The sequence below is a fragment of the Asticcacaulis sp. W401b genome, from assembly GCF_046503825.1.
Classification (GTDB): Bacteria; Pseudomonadota; Alphaproteobacteria; order Caulobacterales; family Caulobacteraceae; genus Asticcacaulis.
In genome coordinates this window covers 13,326-28,436 of record NZ_JBKFEE010000023.1, presented here as the reverse complement: position 1 = coordinate 28,436, position 15,111 = coordinate 13,326, and the positions used below count along the sequence as shown (strand labels likewise).

Sequence of the window (15,111 nt, the reverse complement as noted above, 5' to 3'; positions counted from 1 at the left end):
ACGCGGCGATTTCGTCGCAGGCCATTGATTTCAAATGAATTCCTTAGCGTCACTTTCGGCGCCGATCTTACGACAAGGCCATATACCAGCAAGAAGATAACCGTCCGCATTACGCACTGACGCAGTAAACACAACGGCGCGATAGCCTTAATTCGATGCACGCTCGGCCGAAGATAGGTGAACCAGTTCACTGCGTAATTTGCTGCGAATTTCTCGAATACTTTTCTCTTCGACGCCAGCGTCTCCCGCCAGATCGGGCCACGTCTCCACCGTTTCGTGAAGTTCGCGAACCAGCTTTGCGGCCGCGGGGCGCTTCAATCCACAGAACTCACCGAAGTCCAACAAATCAGATAATTCGAATCCATCACGTTTTCCGTTCAGGCTCATCTGGTGCATGCTGGTCCAGTCGCCCGAGGGGTTGTAAGCGTAACAGACATCGAACGCTGGCGACAGCCGCCACTCCCCTTTTCGATTCATTAGGAAGGCGATGTTTTTGACGTGGTCATCCTGGTTTCGGATCAGGATGTTGAAGACTGCACGGCGGAATTGCTGCTCTATGTCGTACTGTGGGAGAGAGAGCATACGGATCGTTTCGACGGCTTGCTCGTAGGAATAGGCACCCGCGGAATTAAAGTCATAGTGGCGCATAGCAGCAAGAGATTGCATGTGGATCTTCTGGCCATTTGCAGTCCTGTCGAACCTTTGGGTCATGAAATGGGCGCGGCCACCTTCCAGGTGCAGACGGGTCTCGGTCATGTCGATGCCCGCGGCCTTTGCGAGAAGATAGAAGCTGTATTCAATCCTTCCGAAGCCCTGTGGATCGGCCAGTTCTTTGTCTTTGTTATTGCTGATGCCGTCGAACTTCATGAGCCAATAGGTGAAGCCCTCGCCCGCTTTGATCTGCCCGGAGCGGAATTCTCCTGTCTGCGGATTCCAGGCCAAGACGGCCTTCGCCCGTGCGCCGCCAGCGGAGGTGCCTACGCGCAGAATGTCTTGCAGGGTCTCGTGATCGTCCGCACCGGTTAGCACGCCCGACAAATGCTCTCGATTGTTCAGGACCAGGTTGGCCAGTGTGACCAAGGCGTCGATCTCGACAGTGCGGGAACCCTTCTGGCCTTGCGCGATGACGGGATGAAACTCCAGGGCGCCCATGCCTCGTGTTCCGATGTAACAAAGCCGTTCGACCGGATTGAAACTGGCAGCAGAGCGGCTTTGTTGGGCAAGCCATGCATCGATGAGAGCATTGCCGAATTTGTCGGGCAGCGAATCCGCCAACAGGCCGGGCAACCCCTTGAAGGCGTCGCGCGACAGGCTCGGAAACTCATAAGGATCCTGGCTTAGCGGCATCACTACGGGCGCCAGTTGTATGCCGCTGGCAACGAAGTCTGGCTCATACTGAAAGACGCCGATTTGGCGTTCCTTGAGCCAACTTACAGCACCGATATTCTTGCCCCACAGACGGACATGGGCATCAGTCATTCTTCGTCATCTCCCCAGGCCCATTCCGAAGCCGGTTTGGTCTCAGACTGCACTGGTCTGGCACGTTGTCGTTCGCGGCCTTGCAACTTAACCCTTTCTATAGGGCGGACAGCCGGGTCCGGCAGCATGGCCAGAAGGTTCGATTCCATGTTGAGAGCCAGGAGCGCTCGGATAAAAGAGTCCAGAGACGCCCCCTGCCCGGCTTCCAGACGCGCCAGTGTGCGTGACGATACCCCAGTCTCTTTGGCAAGCTGATCGCGCGTAAGGTTGCGGCTTAGGCGTAACCGGGCCAGACGCTCACCCAATTGCGCTTCAAGGCGGCTTACGGTTTCTACAATGCCTTCAGAATTAGCAGACATATCTGGCGCCTTAAGGGGATTTTAGGCATTAACATGCCATATTTGACGCCTTATACGCAAGATATGATAATGACTGGTGAAGGCGACAAACCTCTTGGCTGGCGATAACATGCCAATAATGGCACAATATCGCGCATTTTCCTCACTAGCATGTCAGATATGGCAGCTTAAACTCAGACCAATAAAGCCAGGCCTGTTATCCGCGAGACACCGCGACGTTGCCCCCTGGATTTGATCCAGTTTAGAGTTCGCTCTGGCACCTAGATGCCGGGAGCGGGAGCCGTCCACCCCATCATGTCAGTCGGCAGACGAACGCCTTGTGCATACTGCGCCCGTGCGGTCAGAAGCGAATCCGGTTGCCAGACGCCACCGATATTAAAGGTCGTCACCGGATCAACCGAGGCCAGCGATGTCTGAGTGTAGCGTAAGCCCGCGTCCAGTTGGATTCGTTTTGCGCCCGGCTGGTCTGCTGCGATCGGCACGGTCAGGTCCGCGAAGCCTTCGCGAACATCGTAGCGGCCCGAACGGCCATCTGGGGTTCTCCTGTCTGAAAGGTTGGCTCGACACCAAATTCTCTCAGCCAGGGGCGCCTCACGCTCGCCCAATGCCCCCAATACCGCGAATGCGGTTTAGTTCAATCACATTGCATCTCCCTTGGGAATCCCTCGCGTTAATTAATGGGGCCTGAGCCTAAATCCCTCACACTCTCTTGAATTGGTGACGTCCCGCCTTTTGCCTGCAAATCAACGGCAACTAGGGATATCTCTGCAATGCAACTCTTCAGTTTTTCCACGTCAGAAAGAAGACTGCTGCGCTGAGGCTCTTTGGCTTTTTGAGCTAAGGCTGTCAGACGCAGGGCCTCTGCGGTTATTTGGCTGCAAGCGTCGCTCAAAGATCTGAGTTTGTTTTGTAGTTCGGCTTGGATACAGGTCGATGGCAGTGCCGCTAACTCATTTGAGATGTCGGTCTCAGATGAGTTTTGGGGTCGTTTCCAAAACGTCGGGTGGATGTGGACCGAATTCGCTGTTTGCACCTTTTCGTTCATCGGCGACCTCTTTCAGTTTCAAGCCGCGCGCACGTTTGCTAGGAACGTTTCCATTTCGTGGTGGAGCCGCTCCGACTGTTGAGCCAACTCGCTTGAAGATGCGAGAACCTGAGACGCCGCCGCCCCAGTTTGTTCGGTGCCTTGAGCAACACCCGCGATGTTGGCGGTCACTTCTTGCGCACCGAGCGAAGCTTGTGCGACAGCCTTAACAATCTCACTCGTTGCCGCCGACTGTTGTTCTACAGCACAGGCAATCGCTGAATTTGTTGAGCTCAATGCCCTAATCGTATCGGCTACGTTCTGGAAGTTCTCACTCGCAAGAGCGGTGGTTTCCTGAATCTTGGTAATCTTATCCGAAATTTCGCTGGTCGCCCGCGTCGTTTGCCCGGCCAGCGCTTTCACTTCAGACGCAACCACTGCGAACCCCTTCCCCGCTTCCCCTGCACGCGCAGATTCAATGGTAGCATTCAGGGCAAGGAGATTGGTTTGACTGGCCAGACCCGCAATAAGGTCAACAACGCCGCCAATGGAAGCGGCCATCGCGTTAAGTTCCGAGATAACGGATGTCGCCTTATCGGCTTCATCTACGGCCTTCTGCGACATAGTGGCCGAGCTGGAAACCTGTCGCCCGATCTCGCCTACCGAGGCACCAAGTTCTTCAGCTGCAGAGGCCACAGAGGTCACGTTAGTGCCGGCTTCCTCAGCTGCAGCAGACACGGCAGTGGACTGATGAGAGGTCTCCGTGGCCGTCGCTGTCAACTGCGTAGCCGCAGCCTGCATTTCTGTTGCTGCTGAGGAAACCATCGACACCACGGTACCTACCGACCGTTCAAAATCGTCGGCGAGCTTGAGCATAGCGTCACGCCTTACGACCTCCGCCTGCACACGAAGCGCTTCCGTTTCTTCTCGCAGTCGCTTAGCCTCCGTTAAACCTTCCCGAAACACAAGAAGGGTGGACGCAATAAGCCCGATTTCGTTTTTCTCATGTGTATGTGAAACATGGGTATCAAGCTTTCCGTCAGAGATGCTTTTCATCGCTTGAGTGACCGAGGAAAGGGGGGCAACGACCTTTGTCAGCACTAACCAGATGGCTGCAACAAGTGTCAGGCCACCTACTACGATGGCGCCCCACAAGACCAATCGCGCCTGATCATAAGTCGCCTGCGACTCTTTTCGACTTTGATTGGCACCCTCCCGGTTGAGTTTGACCAGAACGAGCAATGTTGCCGAAAACTTGTCAAAAGCGGCACTCATAGGGCCGCGGAACAGCTCTGATGCCTCCGCATTCCGATTGGCCCGAGAAAGGGCGAATAGCTGCTCATGTAAAACGAGATAGTCTGCTAGTTGAGACTTGAATGTCTCATACGTCCTCTGTTCTTCCTGAGATGAAATCAGTTTTTCGTACCTAGCCTGGTTACTCTTCAACTCGCCCATCACGGCGTCGAAACGGCGCTCCGCGACAAGCATGTCCTCTGCAGCGACTGACATAATGTGGCTGCCCTCTGCGACCCGTAGATCTGACGTATCTGTATTAATTGCATTCACAACGTCGACGGACGGAAGCCAGTTGTCAGCCAACTCACGTGTATCTTGGTTGGTTGCATCCAACTCAACCAAAGCGAGCGCTGCCACGCTTAATATAATAAGTGCTAAGAAGCTCAAAATTCCCACGAGCAGGTTTTTGATGCTGATTGACATCGCCCGATCCTCCGTTGGTCTTAATGTTGTGGCTGCAGTCTAGGCGGCCCTGACGATGTTTTCTGCCTCGGACGATGCAATTTGCATGTTTCTCGCCATATCCTGAGAGGTAGCGCTCTGTTCCTCGACAGCCCCTGCAGTGAACAAAACCTGTTCTTGAACATTCGAAACGGTTTTTCGGATCATGTCTAAAGCTTCGACGACTGCCGACGAACTCGCGCGAACACCGCTGATTTCAGAGCTAATTTGCTCAGTCGCCCTGCGCGCCTGCGTCGCCAGATTTTTCACCTCCGTGGCGACCACGGCAAAGCCGCGACCGGCATCACCTGCACGCGCAGATTCGATTGTGGCGTTTAGAGCCAAGAGGTTGATTTGGCTTGTGATATTGCTGATCAGTTCAACAATTCCGTCCATTTGCGCGGCCGCTGAAGCGAGCCGGCGGGCACTTTCGTCAGCATCGGTCACACATTGGTTCGCCTGATCCGCTGCCGCCTTAGTCTGCGTCATTGTGTCCGCAATGGATCGACCCGTAGCGGCCATTTCCTCAACGGCGGCGGAAAGGTCCTGAAGTGAGTGCGAGAGCTCTGTTGTTCGATTAAGGGCCACACGTCTTGCCGTTACATCCGAGGCATACTTCACGACCTTGTATGGGCGACCATCGATATCCAGAATCGCGTTGTAAGTTGCTTGGATGTAGACCGAGCGACCATCCTTCGTATGCCGATGAAACTCGCCCGCAACATACTCGCCCCGAGCGAGTCGCTCCCAAAACTGACGGTAATCGTCACTTTGGGCAAATTCCTCATCAACAAAAATTCGATGATGCTTCCCGCAAATTTCCTCCTGCCGGTACCCCATCGTTTTCAGAAAATTGTCATTTGCCTTGAGGATAGTACCATCAAGGGCGAACTCGATAACCGCCTGTGCTCGAGATATTGCCTCCAGTTGCCCAAGATTGTCAGCGTCTTTCTGGGCCTGAGTTGTTATATCGGCTGCAAACTTCACAATCTTAATTGGCCGACCATCAACGCCGAAAACAGGATTGTATGATGCCTGCATCACCACTTCACGACCGCCGTTAGCGATACGTTTGAACCGTGAGGAGAGGTATTCGCCCGATTGGAGACGTTTCCAGAAAGCCTCATAGTCACGAGACTTTTTTTCGCGTTCATGCACGAACATACTGTGATGACGGCCTACGATTTCTTCAAGGCTGTAACCCAACACACTGAGAAAATTCGCATTCGCCGTCAGGATGGTTCCATCAAGTGCAAACTCGATCATGGCCTGTGACCGCGAAATGGCCGCGACCTTTCCCTCGAGATCAAGGTCTCTGAGTTTGCGTTGCGTCACATCTGCGGCGAGTTTCACCACCTTGTAGGGCTTTCCGGATTTGGCCAGGATCGGGTTGTAAACGGCCTCAAGATATATGTCTTGGCCATCCTTTGCGCGACGGCGAAACTCCCCTTTTTTCGGGATGCCAGACTTGAGGTCTTTCCAAAATGCTGGGTAGGCGGGGGTAGAGACCTCGTCGGGGGTCAAAAACATCGAGTGATGTTTTCCAATAACCTCGGAACTGGAATAGCCCACCGTAGCCAGGAAGTTCGCGTTGGCAGCCAAGATGCGACCATCGAGATCAAACTCAATGATGGCCTGGCTCGCATCTATGGCCCTCAAGAGCTCAGCGCATTTTTGATTTTTAAGGTCTTCCCGATTTCCGAACGCAAACGCAAGCATAACGTATCTCCCTCCAGCACAGATTACATTGTTATTCCTTCGGGTTGCCAAGGCGTTAACGTGATCTCAGCCTTAGTATTAGGTCCCAGCTGTTCAAACCCGCAAATATCTGATTATTATGAGATAATATACTAATGAAATCGTTCTCAAAAAGAGACTGCCGTCCATAAACTTTTCGTGATCACAATGGCCGCTCCACGGGGGCGTCGGAGGCCCGAACTCATGGGTAACCACAGCTAAGCGAGCGTCTCGTCCACACATCGACCGTATTTATGATCCTCGAAGCGTACAAGCGCTGCCCATATCCAGACGACGCCTTCGACAAACGGTGCCTCGAAAGTTTTCTCCGCTGCAACTGCTAGCGAACATGTCATCCGGCACCCGGAAAACTACGGCTTTAATTCACCGACTCCGTTCACCTCAGCTCCTTACAAACAGCGGTTATGAAATGTGCCCCCCTGCTCTCATACTGCTCCCCGCATAACGCACCCACCCAAAACCGGGGCGAAAGGGTTAGCTCTAAATTAACTATGGCTGACTAAATTGAAGCAGGAGGCGCTCTATGAGTTTAACCATTTCGCCAGGTGTGTTGGGGCCGAACCACCTGCTACAATCCTTCATGCGCAGCGCAAAAACAGAAGAAGCGCAAAGAGCGGATAACATCCAGGTGGCGGCGGTCAAGGCAACGGATCCGCAAACACAAATCCAGTCTGAAGCTCTGGCAAAACGTCAAATCACCCTCAGTTTGTTGAGTGTGATAAGCCTTCAAACACGCTGATGAGTGGAACAAAGTGGCAGTGCCTAGCCTGCGACGGGTAGCTTTATGGCGTCGCTGAAAAATGTAAACTTCCTTTTGGTCGACGACAACCACCACATGGTCGTTATAATAAAGACGATACTTCGAGGGTTTGGGGCCCAAAAGGTGATCGAAGCGAGGGACGCGCCGGAGGCGTTTGACACCCTAAAAACAAATCCCATCGACATTATAATCTGTGATTATCAAATGCCGGTTTTGGATGGTATCGAGTTCGTGCAAATGGTACGCAATTCAACTGACAGTCCAAACCGCCATATTCCCATCATAATGCTGACAGCGCACTCTGAACGAACACGCGTGATTTCAGCAAGAGACGCCGGCGCGACTGAGTTCTGCACCAAGCCTGTAACAGCGACCGAACTTTATAAGAAGGTGCGGGAGATCATCAACTCACCGCGTCCGTTTATCAAAGCGCCGGGGTATTTTGGACCAGACCGCCGACGGCGAATAGATTCCTACAACGGTGAAGATCGCCGTCAGTCCCCCCCGGAGGAAACGGGCGAGTGGCGCGACCTCCAGGTATAAGAACCTGCCCGCCGGGATAATCCGGTCCGTGCGCTGGCCTCTGGCAAGATCACTGTGGCGCGCATCGATCAGAATCGATCTGGCCGGCCTCTCGCCTAGTCTGGCAAGAGCGCCCCCCGAACTTAAGACACATTACGGCGACGGGCTATATACGCAGTCGCGGCGGCCGGACGGCCGCGACCGATCTGCCCTAACCCAAACTGCTTGGCCAGGTTAGAGCGAGTCTCGGCATAGCCGGGGGCCACCATCGGATAGTCTTTCGGTAGGCCCCACTTCGCGCGGTATTCGTCAGGCGTTAGATTGTACTTGGTCGCCAAATGGCGCTTCAAAGATTTGAATTTTTGGCCATCCTCCAGGCAAATGAGGTAATCAGTCCCGATAGATTTCTTGATGGAAACCGCCGGCGCTTTTTGCGTGTCTTCACAAATGGCGGTAGCCGGAGACAATCCGCTTAGCGCGCCGTAAACACTTTGAATAAGCTGCGGCACTTCTGTCGGCGGCACTGAGTTGTTGCCGAGATAGGCTGACACGATCTCTACGACCTTATCCGTGATTTCTGACTTTTGTTCCAAGAATGTACCCCTGTTCGCCGGTCAAACGGCTCAAATTTAGGTGAAATCAGGAAGCTCTTGCCTTATACTGACGCGAACCCCACGTCAAAGGCTGCTTCACAATTGACAATTGGCGCGAACATCTTTTTGCTCGCAGAGCCCGTTGCGGAGAGGCGCGCGGACACTTGGGTTCATCCGTTCGCTTCGGCGTCGGGTGAACCCGCCTAAATCCGCACCACTAGCAAATCGACCAAGTTGGCACCCACCGCCGTAGGATGAGCCCTGGCCGCGTAGCCTTTACTTTCCGCGAAACCCGCAAGCTCTCGCGCTTGCCTGCTCCAGGTATCGAGATCAATGTTTTTGTCAAAGGCGCAGACAAATTCCCCGCGCGTGCCTGTCGCGATCGCTTCGCGCAGCGCCTGCAGCGTTACATCCTTCGCGGAGCTTTGCATATTCATCTGATGGCCCGCCTTTCATCCCACCATGCCACAGGCAGAATAAAAGGGCCATGAGCCTTCCCCCAAAACGCAAACGGACGTCCTCGGGGCATGAGGACGTCCGTTTTTCATCGCCGGATTCGAGGGGGGGGGGGCGATCCCGACGACGTGTTAAATATATATGAGTCATTTCAATAAACCAAGGCCCCGCTATCACAAGCGCGTCATGGCATCGATTGGATCCGCGTTCTATCGCTCTGGCTCCGGCCGCGCGATGGCAGGAGCCTTCACCTTAAGCTCCATTTGCAGGTGCCGGGCGATATCCACCGCCAACGCCCGGTCCGTCGGATCTTCCGACTGTCCCAGCACCTTACTCGCCGCATAGACATAGTCGATACGGTCCTTTTCCAGTTTCTGAGCAACGGCCAGACGCTCCGGATCGAGCGCCGTGCGTCCAGTCCAAGTGCTGGCACCCCGCGCTTGCGCCTCCACCCGGCCCCGCTTTTCCCCGCGATCACGCCGCAGGCGCGCCAGACGGCTTGTGGCATTGGCCTCGATCCCATGCGCCCGCAACTCGTGGGCAAAGCCCTCGCGCCAGCGCTGCAGATCGGCCTTACGCGGATTGAGCCGTCGCCCGTCGTGCCCCTCGATCTTCACGCTGAGGTGGATATGCGGATGGTCGGGGGGATCGGGGTCCGGGTCGGTCGAGGGCGTATGATAAGCGAACACGTACGAATGACGGGCAAACTCAGTCTTCGCAAACGCCCGCAGGGCACGCTTCAGGCTGACCTCGTCCGTCTGCGCCGGCATGGAGAACACGATGTTCAGCGTGTCGCGCCTATCGCTGGTCTCCCCGATGGGCTCCAGACCGCCCGAACGCCAGTCATCTTTCAGCTCTTTCAACTCGGCCTTGCCCTTAACGACCAGGCCGTCCTGATCCTCCAGTTCGATCTGGCCGTCGCGGCTGATGTAGTTGAAGTGCCGCCCGATCTGCTTCATGCCCTTACTGCCGGAAGTAATCTTGACCATCACCTCGGGCACCCGCCGCACGGTGCGCGCCAGCCGCTCCCGTACGGCTTGGGCGCGCTTGGCCGTGTCGGCCGACGTGCCCGTACCCCGGCCAGCCCCCTGTTCCGAACCGAACAATCGGATCGCTTTCGAGGTGGCGCGCAGCATCTTGACCTGCGCCTTGTATTCGCCCGCCTCCCATTCCACCAGAAACCCGTCGACATACGCTCTGGGTAAACTCATGGCCGCCACCGCTTGCCATTGGCATCCAAGAGCACTCGCACGTGCGACTTGTGCGTCTCGATAGCGTCGCGCAGACCCTGCATCTGTTCGGTGCTCACGCCCTCCCCGCTCCCCTCATTGAGGCGCTGGGCGACCTGGTTGAGGTTCCGCCCGATAGCGCGGATCTGTTGATTCGACTCTACCAGGGCCGCGATCTCTTGGCGCCCAAACTGCGGCCGACCGGACAGATGCAGGCGCACCAGCGCCTGAAACCACCTCGAAAGCGTCATGCCCTCCTCTTCCGCCAGTCGCATCAGGGCCGTGTGCTCATCCGACGAGAGGCGGATTTCACAGCGGCGCAGCGCGGCGGCCGAGACGCTCTCGGGCGCCGGGCTATTGCCCTTGGCGCTCCCGGAGATCACCGTGCCCAGCACGCGCCTGACCGCCTCTGAGGGTGTCAGGCCATGGGAGGCGCACCAGTCGGTCCAGGGGGCTTTTAAGTCCTTTAAGTCGACCACCAGGGTGGTGGGGCGAGCCTTTGGTTTGTCAGTCGGGTCAGAAGAATTCTGCATCGCTAAGCAACCTCAAAAAATCACGTAATACAAACCCGGCCTATGGCCTATCCTGCACGTTCTCTACAAACCTCGTCCTTGTTGGACATGCACAACGCCCAGGGCCAGACAGCTCAAACTTCGGTCACGCCCAGCACCCGTATGGCCCCGGCATCGACCTCTTCGATGCCGCCATCGGCGAACTGAACAACCACACGCTCAGGCGACGACGGCCAGCGATCGAGCCGTAGCATCGCCTCGCGGCCTGATACCGCCACGCGCAGCATCGCCGTGCGGCGCTTCAATACCGTCCGGTGAACGGGTCGAACGGACCCGCCGACCCCGTGCACAGCACCCGGCCCTCCTGACGTGGACATTGAACCGGGATCAGCCTCTTCGGTCTGGGCAGACACGTCGAGGAAATTCGCGTCGCTAAGGCGCTTCCTAAGCGCCGACACCGACCCGCGTGATACCTCGACACCTGTCCGCAGCCACGCCGACACTTCGTCGGGCCACCGCCCATAGGCGTTGCGTAAATCGTAAAGCGTGCTTGGCGAGGTGCATCGACCCTCGCGATAGACGGCCTCGACCGCTTCGGGGGCGTCTATCAGCGCGCCGTACTTGCTGACCGCCGCCTTATCGATACCCAGACGGCGCGCGACCTCGGTCGCCGTGTCTCCCCCCTTGAGCTTGCCGTTGATAAACTGCGCCATCTCCATCGGGGTCAGATTGTCGCGTTGCAGGTTCTCGACGACCTGCTCATAGTCACTATGGGCTTCGTCGAGAAACGCCGGGATGGTCTCCAGACCGGCGGCGCGCGCAGCCCGCAGACGTCGGGCCCCAAAGTTCAGCATATAGTGGCCGGACAAGGTCGGATGCGCGCGGACCGAAATCGGCGACTTGATCCCTGAGACCCGGACGCTTTCGCTCAGTTCGCCGAGCGCCGCCGCATCAAACGCCTTTCGCGGCTGATTGGGATCTTCATGCACAAGGTCGAGCGACAATTTCAATGGCATCCCCGCTGACGCTGTCCCTGCATCGAAGTCGCGCAGCAGATCGAGATTGAGCTTACTCACTGCGCATCCTCCGTCTGCGGGGCACTAACGCCCATCGCCGACAGGATCATATCGAACACCGGCTGGATCTCTTTCCAGGCATCACGGGCACTGGTTTTTTTCAGGTCGGGAAGAAACACCGCCTCGGCCTGCGCCTCGGCAATCGCCGAACGCTTGGGAATGAAGCCGTATTCGACCTGACCGTTGTGCTCCCTGCGCAGAAGCCGGGACCCGAAACGCCGCGTCACCGCCACCATGTTGGTCCGCTGGAAAGGCGTGGGCTCAACCAGATTAGGGAGAATGCCGATAAACACGAGCTTGGGGTTCAATACGCTGCGAATACGCTCCAGCCCAAACTGCGGATGCTGGACCAGTCCGGCCAGGCCTTCGATGGCTTCCTGATTGAGCTGGATCGGTGCCAGCACATAGTCGGCACTGACAAGCGCCGACACATAGCGGATGTCCGGGTTGGGGTTGGTATCGATGAGGCACACGTCAAAATCACAAACCGATGACAGAAAGTCACTCAGGTTCGACGCCATGTGATTGTGCTGATCGGCCTTCCGCTCGCATAGGGTCAGAGCCACATGCGATGGGACCAGATCAAAGTTCCCTTGGAGGGATGCCGCGCCCAAGGTCCCATCGAGAAGGTCGGCGGCGGTGCCGCTGGCGACGGTGACCCGGCCAGAATCCGCCAGCGGTCGGCTCGTATTGCCCTGATGGTCGAGATCGATCACCAGAACTCGCAAACCGAGAGACTGGAGATAGAAAGCTAATTGGGTCGTGATGGCACTCTTGCCGACACCCCCCTTCTGATTGGCGAAGACAAGGGTTTTCATGATTAGGCTCCATGAGGATGGACGCAACAAACAGAAGCGTCAGGGGCCCGCGCAGGCATAGGGGATCGACCGGCGCATAGCGGCTCCGGCAGATGTCTCAAGAGGTGGGGTAGTGAAAATTACGCGGGGACCGATAGGGCTAGTGCACGTAACTCGCAGGTGCAATACCGAATTCAGGCCTGGCGATTCACGAAATTGGCATGGTGCCACCTCAAGATCGCTCCCCCCCCGCCCACCGTCAGCTCGAAAACAAAAAAAGAGGGCCACCCGTTGCCGGGCGACCCTATCGATTAATTCTGTAGCGCAGCCGCCTCGCGCGCGATCCGCTCATGCGCCCACTTCGCCTCCAGGGCCGAGACCAGCGCCTCGATTTCCGCATCATCGGAGCGGCCGCAAGCTTTGGTTTGGACGGTTTGGAATTGCGTGTTCATGTCGTAACCCTTCCTATCGATTAAATGATAGGGCCTCGTGGCAGATCGGAGCCCTCCAATGTCACCGCAGGGCCAGGCACAGCCGGGCCCAAGGGAAACGGCGCAGCCGTTGACATTTGAGGTGATCTGCTACGCTGGGCCGATCATTGATGAGATGACCGTACCGGCGACCAGCCGGTACACGACGCGCCCGAAGGTCGAAGACCGAGCGGCGGCCAGACAAGGCCAAGGGCCGGTCTGCAAGGCGGCACGCCTCCCCACCGCCCCCGATCCGCCCGTACCTGTGTGATAAGAGGCGCGGCATCACCCGTCCGCCCACCAGCGCGCCAGACGACGGTCCAGCTTGGCCGACCGGCGACGCAACAGACGCCATTGCCGGTGACGGACCGGGCAAAGCGTGTACCCGTCCGTGTAATCTGAAAACGCCTTCACATAGGCCATCGGCGCCTCAGGCGAGCGATGAAGCTTGCCAACCGCCGTCTTCGTCAGCGTCTCTAAGCTGCCGGCCAGTTGCATGGCCACATGATGAACCACGTCCGGGTCCATAGACTCGTCGAACACATCCAAACCGATCCGAAAGGCATAACCGCGCGACTGTGCGATCCACGAGATGAGATTACCCGAAAAGTAGACCATGACAGGCCTCCAGGAATGAAGTGAAAGAGGCCGCCCATCCACCAGCCAGGGCCCCGATCGGTCACCGAAGGGGAACGGCGCAGCCGTTGACGGATCGGGATGGCTGGCAGGATGGGGGACCTGCACACCCCAATGGCGTTGCGCCCCGAACCGAGCGGCAGCGGCGGGGCGGCCATCTGAAGCCAAGGGCAAAGATGCACGGCTTTCGCGGGCGGACCCCGTGGGGCCCAGCCCCCGAAAGTCGAACCCGAACCTACGGAAAAAGGGCGGCCCGAAGACCGCCCGTATGCTTAATTCTCACGCGCCCGGCGCTCGGCGTCCGCCAGGCTGTAGAATTCGGCCAGATCGAGCCGGTGCGCGTCCGACGCCGCCTCGAAGTGATCCTGCGCTCTGGCGGTTCCCAAATGCCAGTCCCAGAAGGCCGGGTCTTCGGCGTCGTCGGGATCGATGGATGAAAAGCTGGATTGAATACGAGCCATGTCGATAACCTCCGATAAATCAAAAATGCCCTCCGGCGGTAACCGGAGGGCGATGCTGATCAGTAAGGGATGTAGTCGTCTTCGCCGGAGCCATTGCCGGGCTGGCCCTCGGGCGGGCTATTATCCGGGAAGGACAGCGGCATGATGTTGGTGCCGTTGATGACCGGCACCTTGTTCTTCACGCCCTCGCGGTCGGTGTATTCCTCGTAGCGGAAGCCACCTTCGACCTCGACCAGTTGGCCCTTGGTCAGGTTGCGCTGGATGTAGCCGATGGTGCCTTCGGCCCAGAACTTGGCGCGGTGCCAGGTGGTGCGGCGTTGGGCATTGCCCTGCTTGTCCTTCCAGTATTCTTCGGTGGCGATACTCAGCGTGGCGACCTGTGCGCCGTTGCCGAGGCTGGTGATCTCCGGTTCGGAACCGAGGCGGCCGATCAGTTGAACTTTGCACTTCATGGGTAGCTCCTATGCATTTGACCCTTGGGGCGCATCCCCGCGGGCTCGCGGGTCCACCGCGATCATGCGCTCTTATTTCCGGTCAAAGGGCTGGCGTGCACCCGAAGGGTCGCAACGCAGTGGAGAAGGGCTTGCCCCTTGCGCGACGGCACGGCCGGAGTAAGACGTCATGCTCGATCGCGATGGAGTGACGTGGCTGTGGGGATGCGGCCAGGGTGAGGCGGAGCTGCCGGGTAAAGGTCCCTGAACCCGCTGGATCAGAACGGGACCTTCTCCTCACCGAAAAAGCGCTCGATGACGTCGCGTGTGCTTTCCACACGAATACCGTTGGCATGGATGAGCCCGGCCCACCCGCCGAACCCGTCGGCCCGCATCTTGGTGCAGGTATAGGCACCTTCAATGATGAAATAGCCGATGGTGGCCGAGCGGCGGACGATGTCCTGCAGCATGATCTGATAGGCCGGCTCTTCGAGGTGCGCGTCGAAATCGAAGTACGTGTCTTCGAGGTCTGCGGCCTCGCTGACCTGATCGAGCCAGAGCTGAACGGGCGCCAGCAAGCGGCTCTCGAAACCGAGACTCTCCGCATAGCTGGCACGCAGTTCCCCCACGCCGACAAACGGCAGGGTGTCGATCGACAATTCGGCGCAAAGATACAGTCCGTCGCCATCGACTTCCGCGTCGAACATCGCACCGAGCAACAAACGCTCAAGCGGGCTGATATCGGCCAGCGGAAGATTGGGCTGAATGACGGTAGGGGAATGATAGTCTGCCATGGGGATGTGCTCCTTTC

General features: G+C 57.3%; 20 protein-coding genes. 3 read left to right on the top strand and 17 right to left on the bottom strand.

The genetic code is table 11. The features are described from left to right. Positions 1-147: 147 nt before the first annotated feature. The 6 genes from ACK8OE_RS19845 to ACK8OE_RS19820 form a co-directional block, all read right to left on the bottom strand. Positions 148-1,479 (bottom strand): type II toxin-antitoxin system HipA family toxin, encoded by a 1,332-nt coding sequence (locus tag ACK8OE_RS19845; RefSeq protein WP_410274059.1) that lies wholly within the window; start codon positions 1,477-1,479, stop codon positions 148-150. Beyond that, positions 1,476-1,838: a helix-turn-helix domain-containing protein gene (locus tag ACK8OE_RS19840; protein ID WP_410274058.1), complete on the bottom strand. Its 363-nt coding sequence runs from the start codon at positions 1,836-1,838 to the stop codon at positions 1,476-1,478. The genes ACK8OE_RS19845 and ACK8OE_RS19840 overlap by 4 nt, the downstream gene beginning before the upstream one ends. A 260-nt stretch (positions 1,839-2,098) precedes the next feature. After that, the gene (locus ACK8OE_RS19835; RefSeq protein ID WP_410274057.1) at positions 2,099-2,443 is read right to left on the bottom strand and encodes a TonB-dependent receptor domain-containing protein; all 345 of its coding nucleotides are present in this window, start codon (positions 2,441-2,443) and stop codon (positions 2,099-2,101) included. Positions 2,444-2,508: 65 nt separating this feature from the next. Next, positions 2,509-2,883 (bottom strand): hypothetical protein, encoded by a 375-nt coding sequence (locus ACK8OE_RS19830; RefSeq protein WP_410274056.1) that lies wholly within the window; start codon positions 2,881-2,883, stop codon positions 2,509-2,511. 18 nt (positions 2,884-2,901) lie between these two features. Then, positions 2,902-4,581: a methyl-accepting chemotaxis protein gene (locus ACK8OE_RS19825; RefSeq protein WP_410274055.1), complete on the bottom strand. Its 1,680-nt coding sequence runs from the start codon at positions 4,579-4,581 to the stop codon at positions 2,902-2,904. Positions 4,582-4,620: 39 nt separating this feature from the next. Beyond that, positions 4,621-6,318 carry a PAS domain S-box protein gene (locus ACK8OE_RS19820; RefSeq protein ID WP_410274054.1) on the bottom strand — a complete coding sequence of 566 codons (1,698 nt, stop codon included), beginning with the start codon at positions 6,316-6,318 and terminating at the stop codon, positions 4,621-4,623. A 562-nt stretch (positions 6,319-6,880) separates the two neighbouring features. Here ACK8OE_RS19820 and ACK8OE_RS19815 point away from each other — a divergent pair. Continuing rightward, complete coding sequence (locus ACK8OE_RS19815) at positions 6,881-7,096, top strand: hypothetical protein (protein WP_410274053.1); 216 nt, start codon at positions 6,881-6,883, stop codon at positions 7,094-7,096. A gap of 45 nt (positions 7,097-7,141) precedes the next feature. Beyond that, positions 7,142-7,660: a response regulator gene (locus ACK8OE_RS19810; protein ID WP_410274052.1), complete on the top strand. Its 519-nt coding sequence runs from the start codon at positions 7,142-7,144 to the stop codon at positions 7,658-7,660. A gap of 122 nt (positions 7,661-7,782) precedes the next feature. Here ACK8OE_RS19810 and ACK8OE_RS19805 read toward each other — a convergent pair whose 3' ends face one another. From ACK8OE_RS19805 to ACK8OE_RS19775, 7 genes are all read right to left on the bottom strand, one after another. Continuing rightward, on the bottom strand, positions 7,783-8,232 hold the full coding sequence (locus tag ACK8OE_RS19805; protein WP_410274051.1) for a MucR family transcriptional regulator: 450 nt from the start codon (positions 8,230-8,232) through the stop codon (positions 7,783-7,785). A 203-nt stretch (positions 8,233-8,435) separates the two neighbouring features. Continuing rightward, a complete protein-coding gene (locus ACK8OE_RS19800; protein ID WP_410274050.1) occupies positions 8,436-8,669 on the bottom strand; it encodes a hypothetical protein in 234 nt (77 codons plus the stop codon). Positions 8,670-8,897: 228 nt separating this feature from the next. Then, on the bottom strand, positions 8,898-9,899 hold the full coding sequence (locus tag ACK8OE_RS19795) for a hypothetical protein (protein ID WP_410274049.1): 1,002 nt from the start codon (positions 9,897-9,899) through the stop codon (positions 8,898-8,900). Beyond that, entirely contained in the window at positions 9,896-10,450 is a 555-nt protein-coding gene (locus ACK8OE_RS19790) for a hypothetical protein (RefSeq protein ID WP_410274048.1), read from the bottom strand. The genes ACK8OE_RS19795 and ACK8OE_RS19790 overlap by 4 nt, the downstream gene beginning before the upstream one ends. Positions 10,451-10,563: 113 nt before the next feature. Then, positions 10,564-11,505: a ParB/RepB/Spo0J family partition protein gene (locus ACK8OE_RS19785; protein ID WP_410274047.1), complete on the bottom strand. Its 942-nt coding sequence runs from the start codon at positions 11,503-11,505 to the stop codon at positions 10,564-10,566. Further along, positions 11,502-12,323, bottom strand: coding sequence for a ParA family protein (locus ACK8OE_RS19780; RefSeq protein WP_410274046.1), 822 nt, complete (start codon positions 12,321-12,323; stop codon positions 11,502-11,504). The genes ACK8OE_RS19785 and ACK8OE_RS19780 overlap by 4 nt, the downstream gene beginning before the upstream one ends. A 290-nt stretch (positions 12,324-12,613) precedes the next feature. Continuing rightward, the gene (locus ACK8OE_RS19775) at positions 12,614-12,754 is read right to left on the bottom strand and encodes a hypothetical protein (protein WP_410274045.1); all 141 of its coding nucleotides are present in this window, start codon (positions 12,752-12,754) and stop codon (positions 12,614-12,616) included. 58 nt (positions 12,755-12,812) lie between these two features. Here ACK8OE_RS19775 and ACK8OE_RS19770 point away from each other — a divergent pair, with 58 nt between their 5' ends. Next, entirely contained in the window at positions 12,813-13,043 is a 231-nt protein-coding gene (locus ACK8OE_RS19770) for a hypothetical protein (RefSeq protein ID WP_410274044.1), read from the top strand. 14 nt (positions 13,044-13,057) lie between these two features. Here the strand turns inward: ACK8OE_RS19770 and ACK8OE_RS19765 are convergent, their stop codons facing one another. The 4 genes from ACK8OE_RS19765 to ACK8OE_RS19750 all read right to left on the bottom strand — a co-directional run bounded on the left by ACK8OE_RS19765 (position 13,058) and on the right by ACK8OE_RS19750 (position 15,094). Then, positions 13,058-13,390 (bottom strand): hypothetical protein, encoded by a 333-nt coding sequence (locus tag ACK8OE_RS19765; protein ID WP_410274043.1) that lies wholly within the window; start codon positions 13,388-13,390, stop codon positions 13,058-13,060. 290 nt (positions 13,391-13,680) lie between these two features. Then, a complete protein-coding gene (locus ACK8OE_RS19760) occupies positions 13,681-13,869 on the bottom strand; it encodes a hypothetical protein (RefSeq protein ID WP_410274042.1) in 189 nt (62 codons plus the stop codon). Between the two features lie 59 nt (positions 13,870-13,928). Then, the gene (locus tag ACK8OE_RS19755) at positions 13,929-14,321 is read right to left on the bottom strand and encodes a single-stranded DNA-binding protein (RefSeq protein WP_410274041.1); all 393 of its coding nucleotides are present in this window, start codon (positions 14,319-14,321) and stop codon (positions 13,929-13,931) included. 257 nt (positions 14,322-14,578) lie between these two features. Continuing rightward, on the bottom strand, positions 14,579-15,094 hold the full coding sequence (locus ACK8OE_RS19750; protein WP_410274040.1) for a hypothetical protein: 516 nt from the start codon (positions 15,092-15,094) through the stop codon (positions 14,579-14,581). Positions 15,095-15,111: the final 17 nt, after the last annotated feature.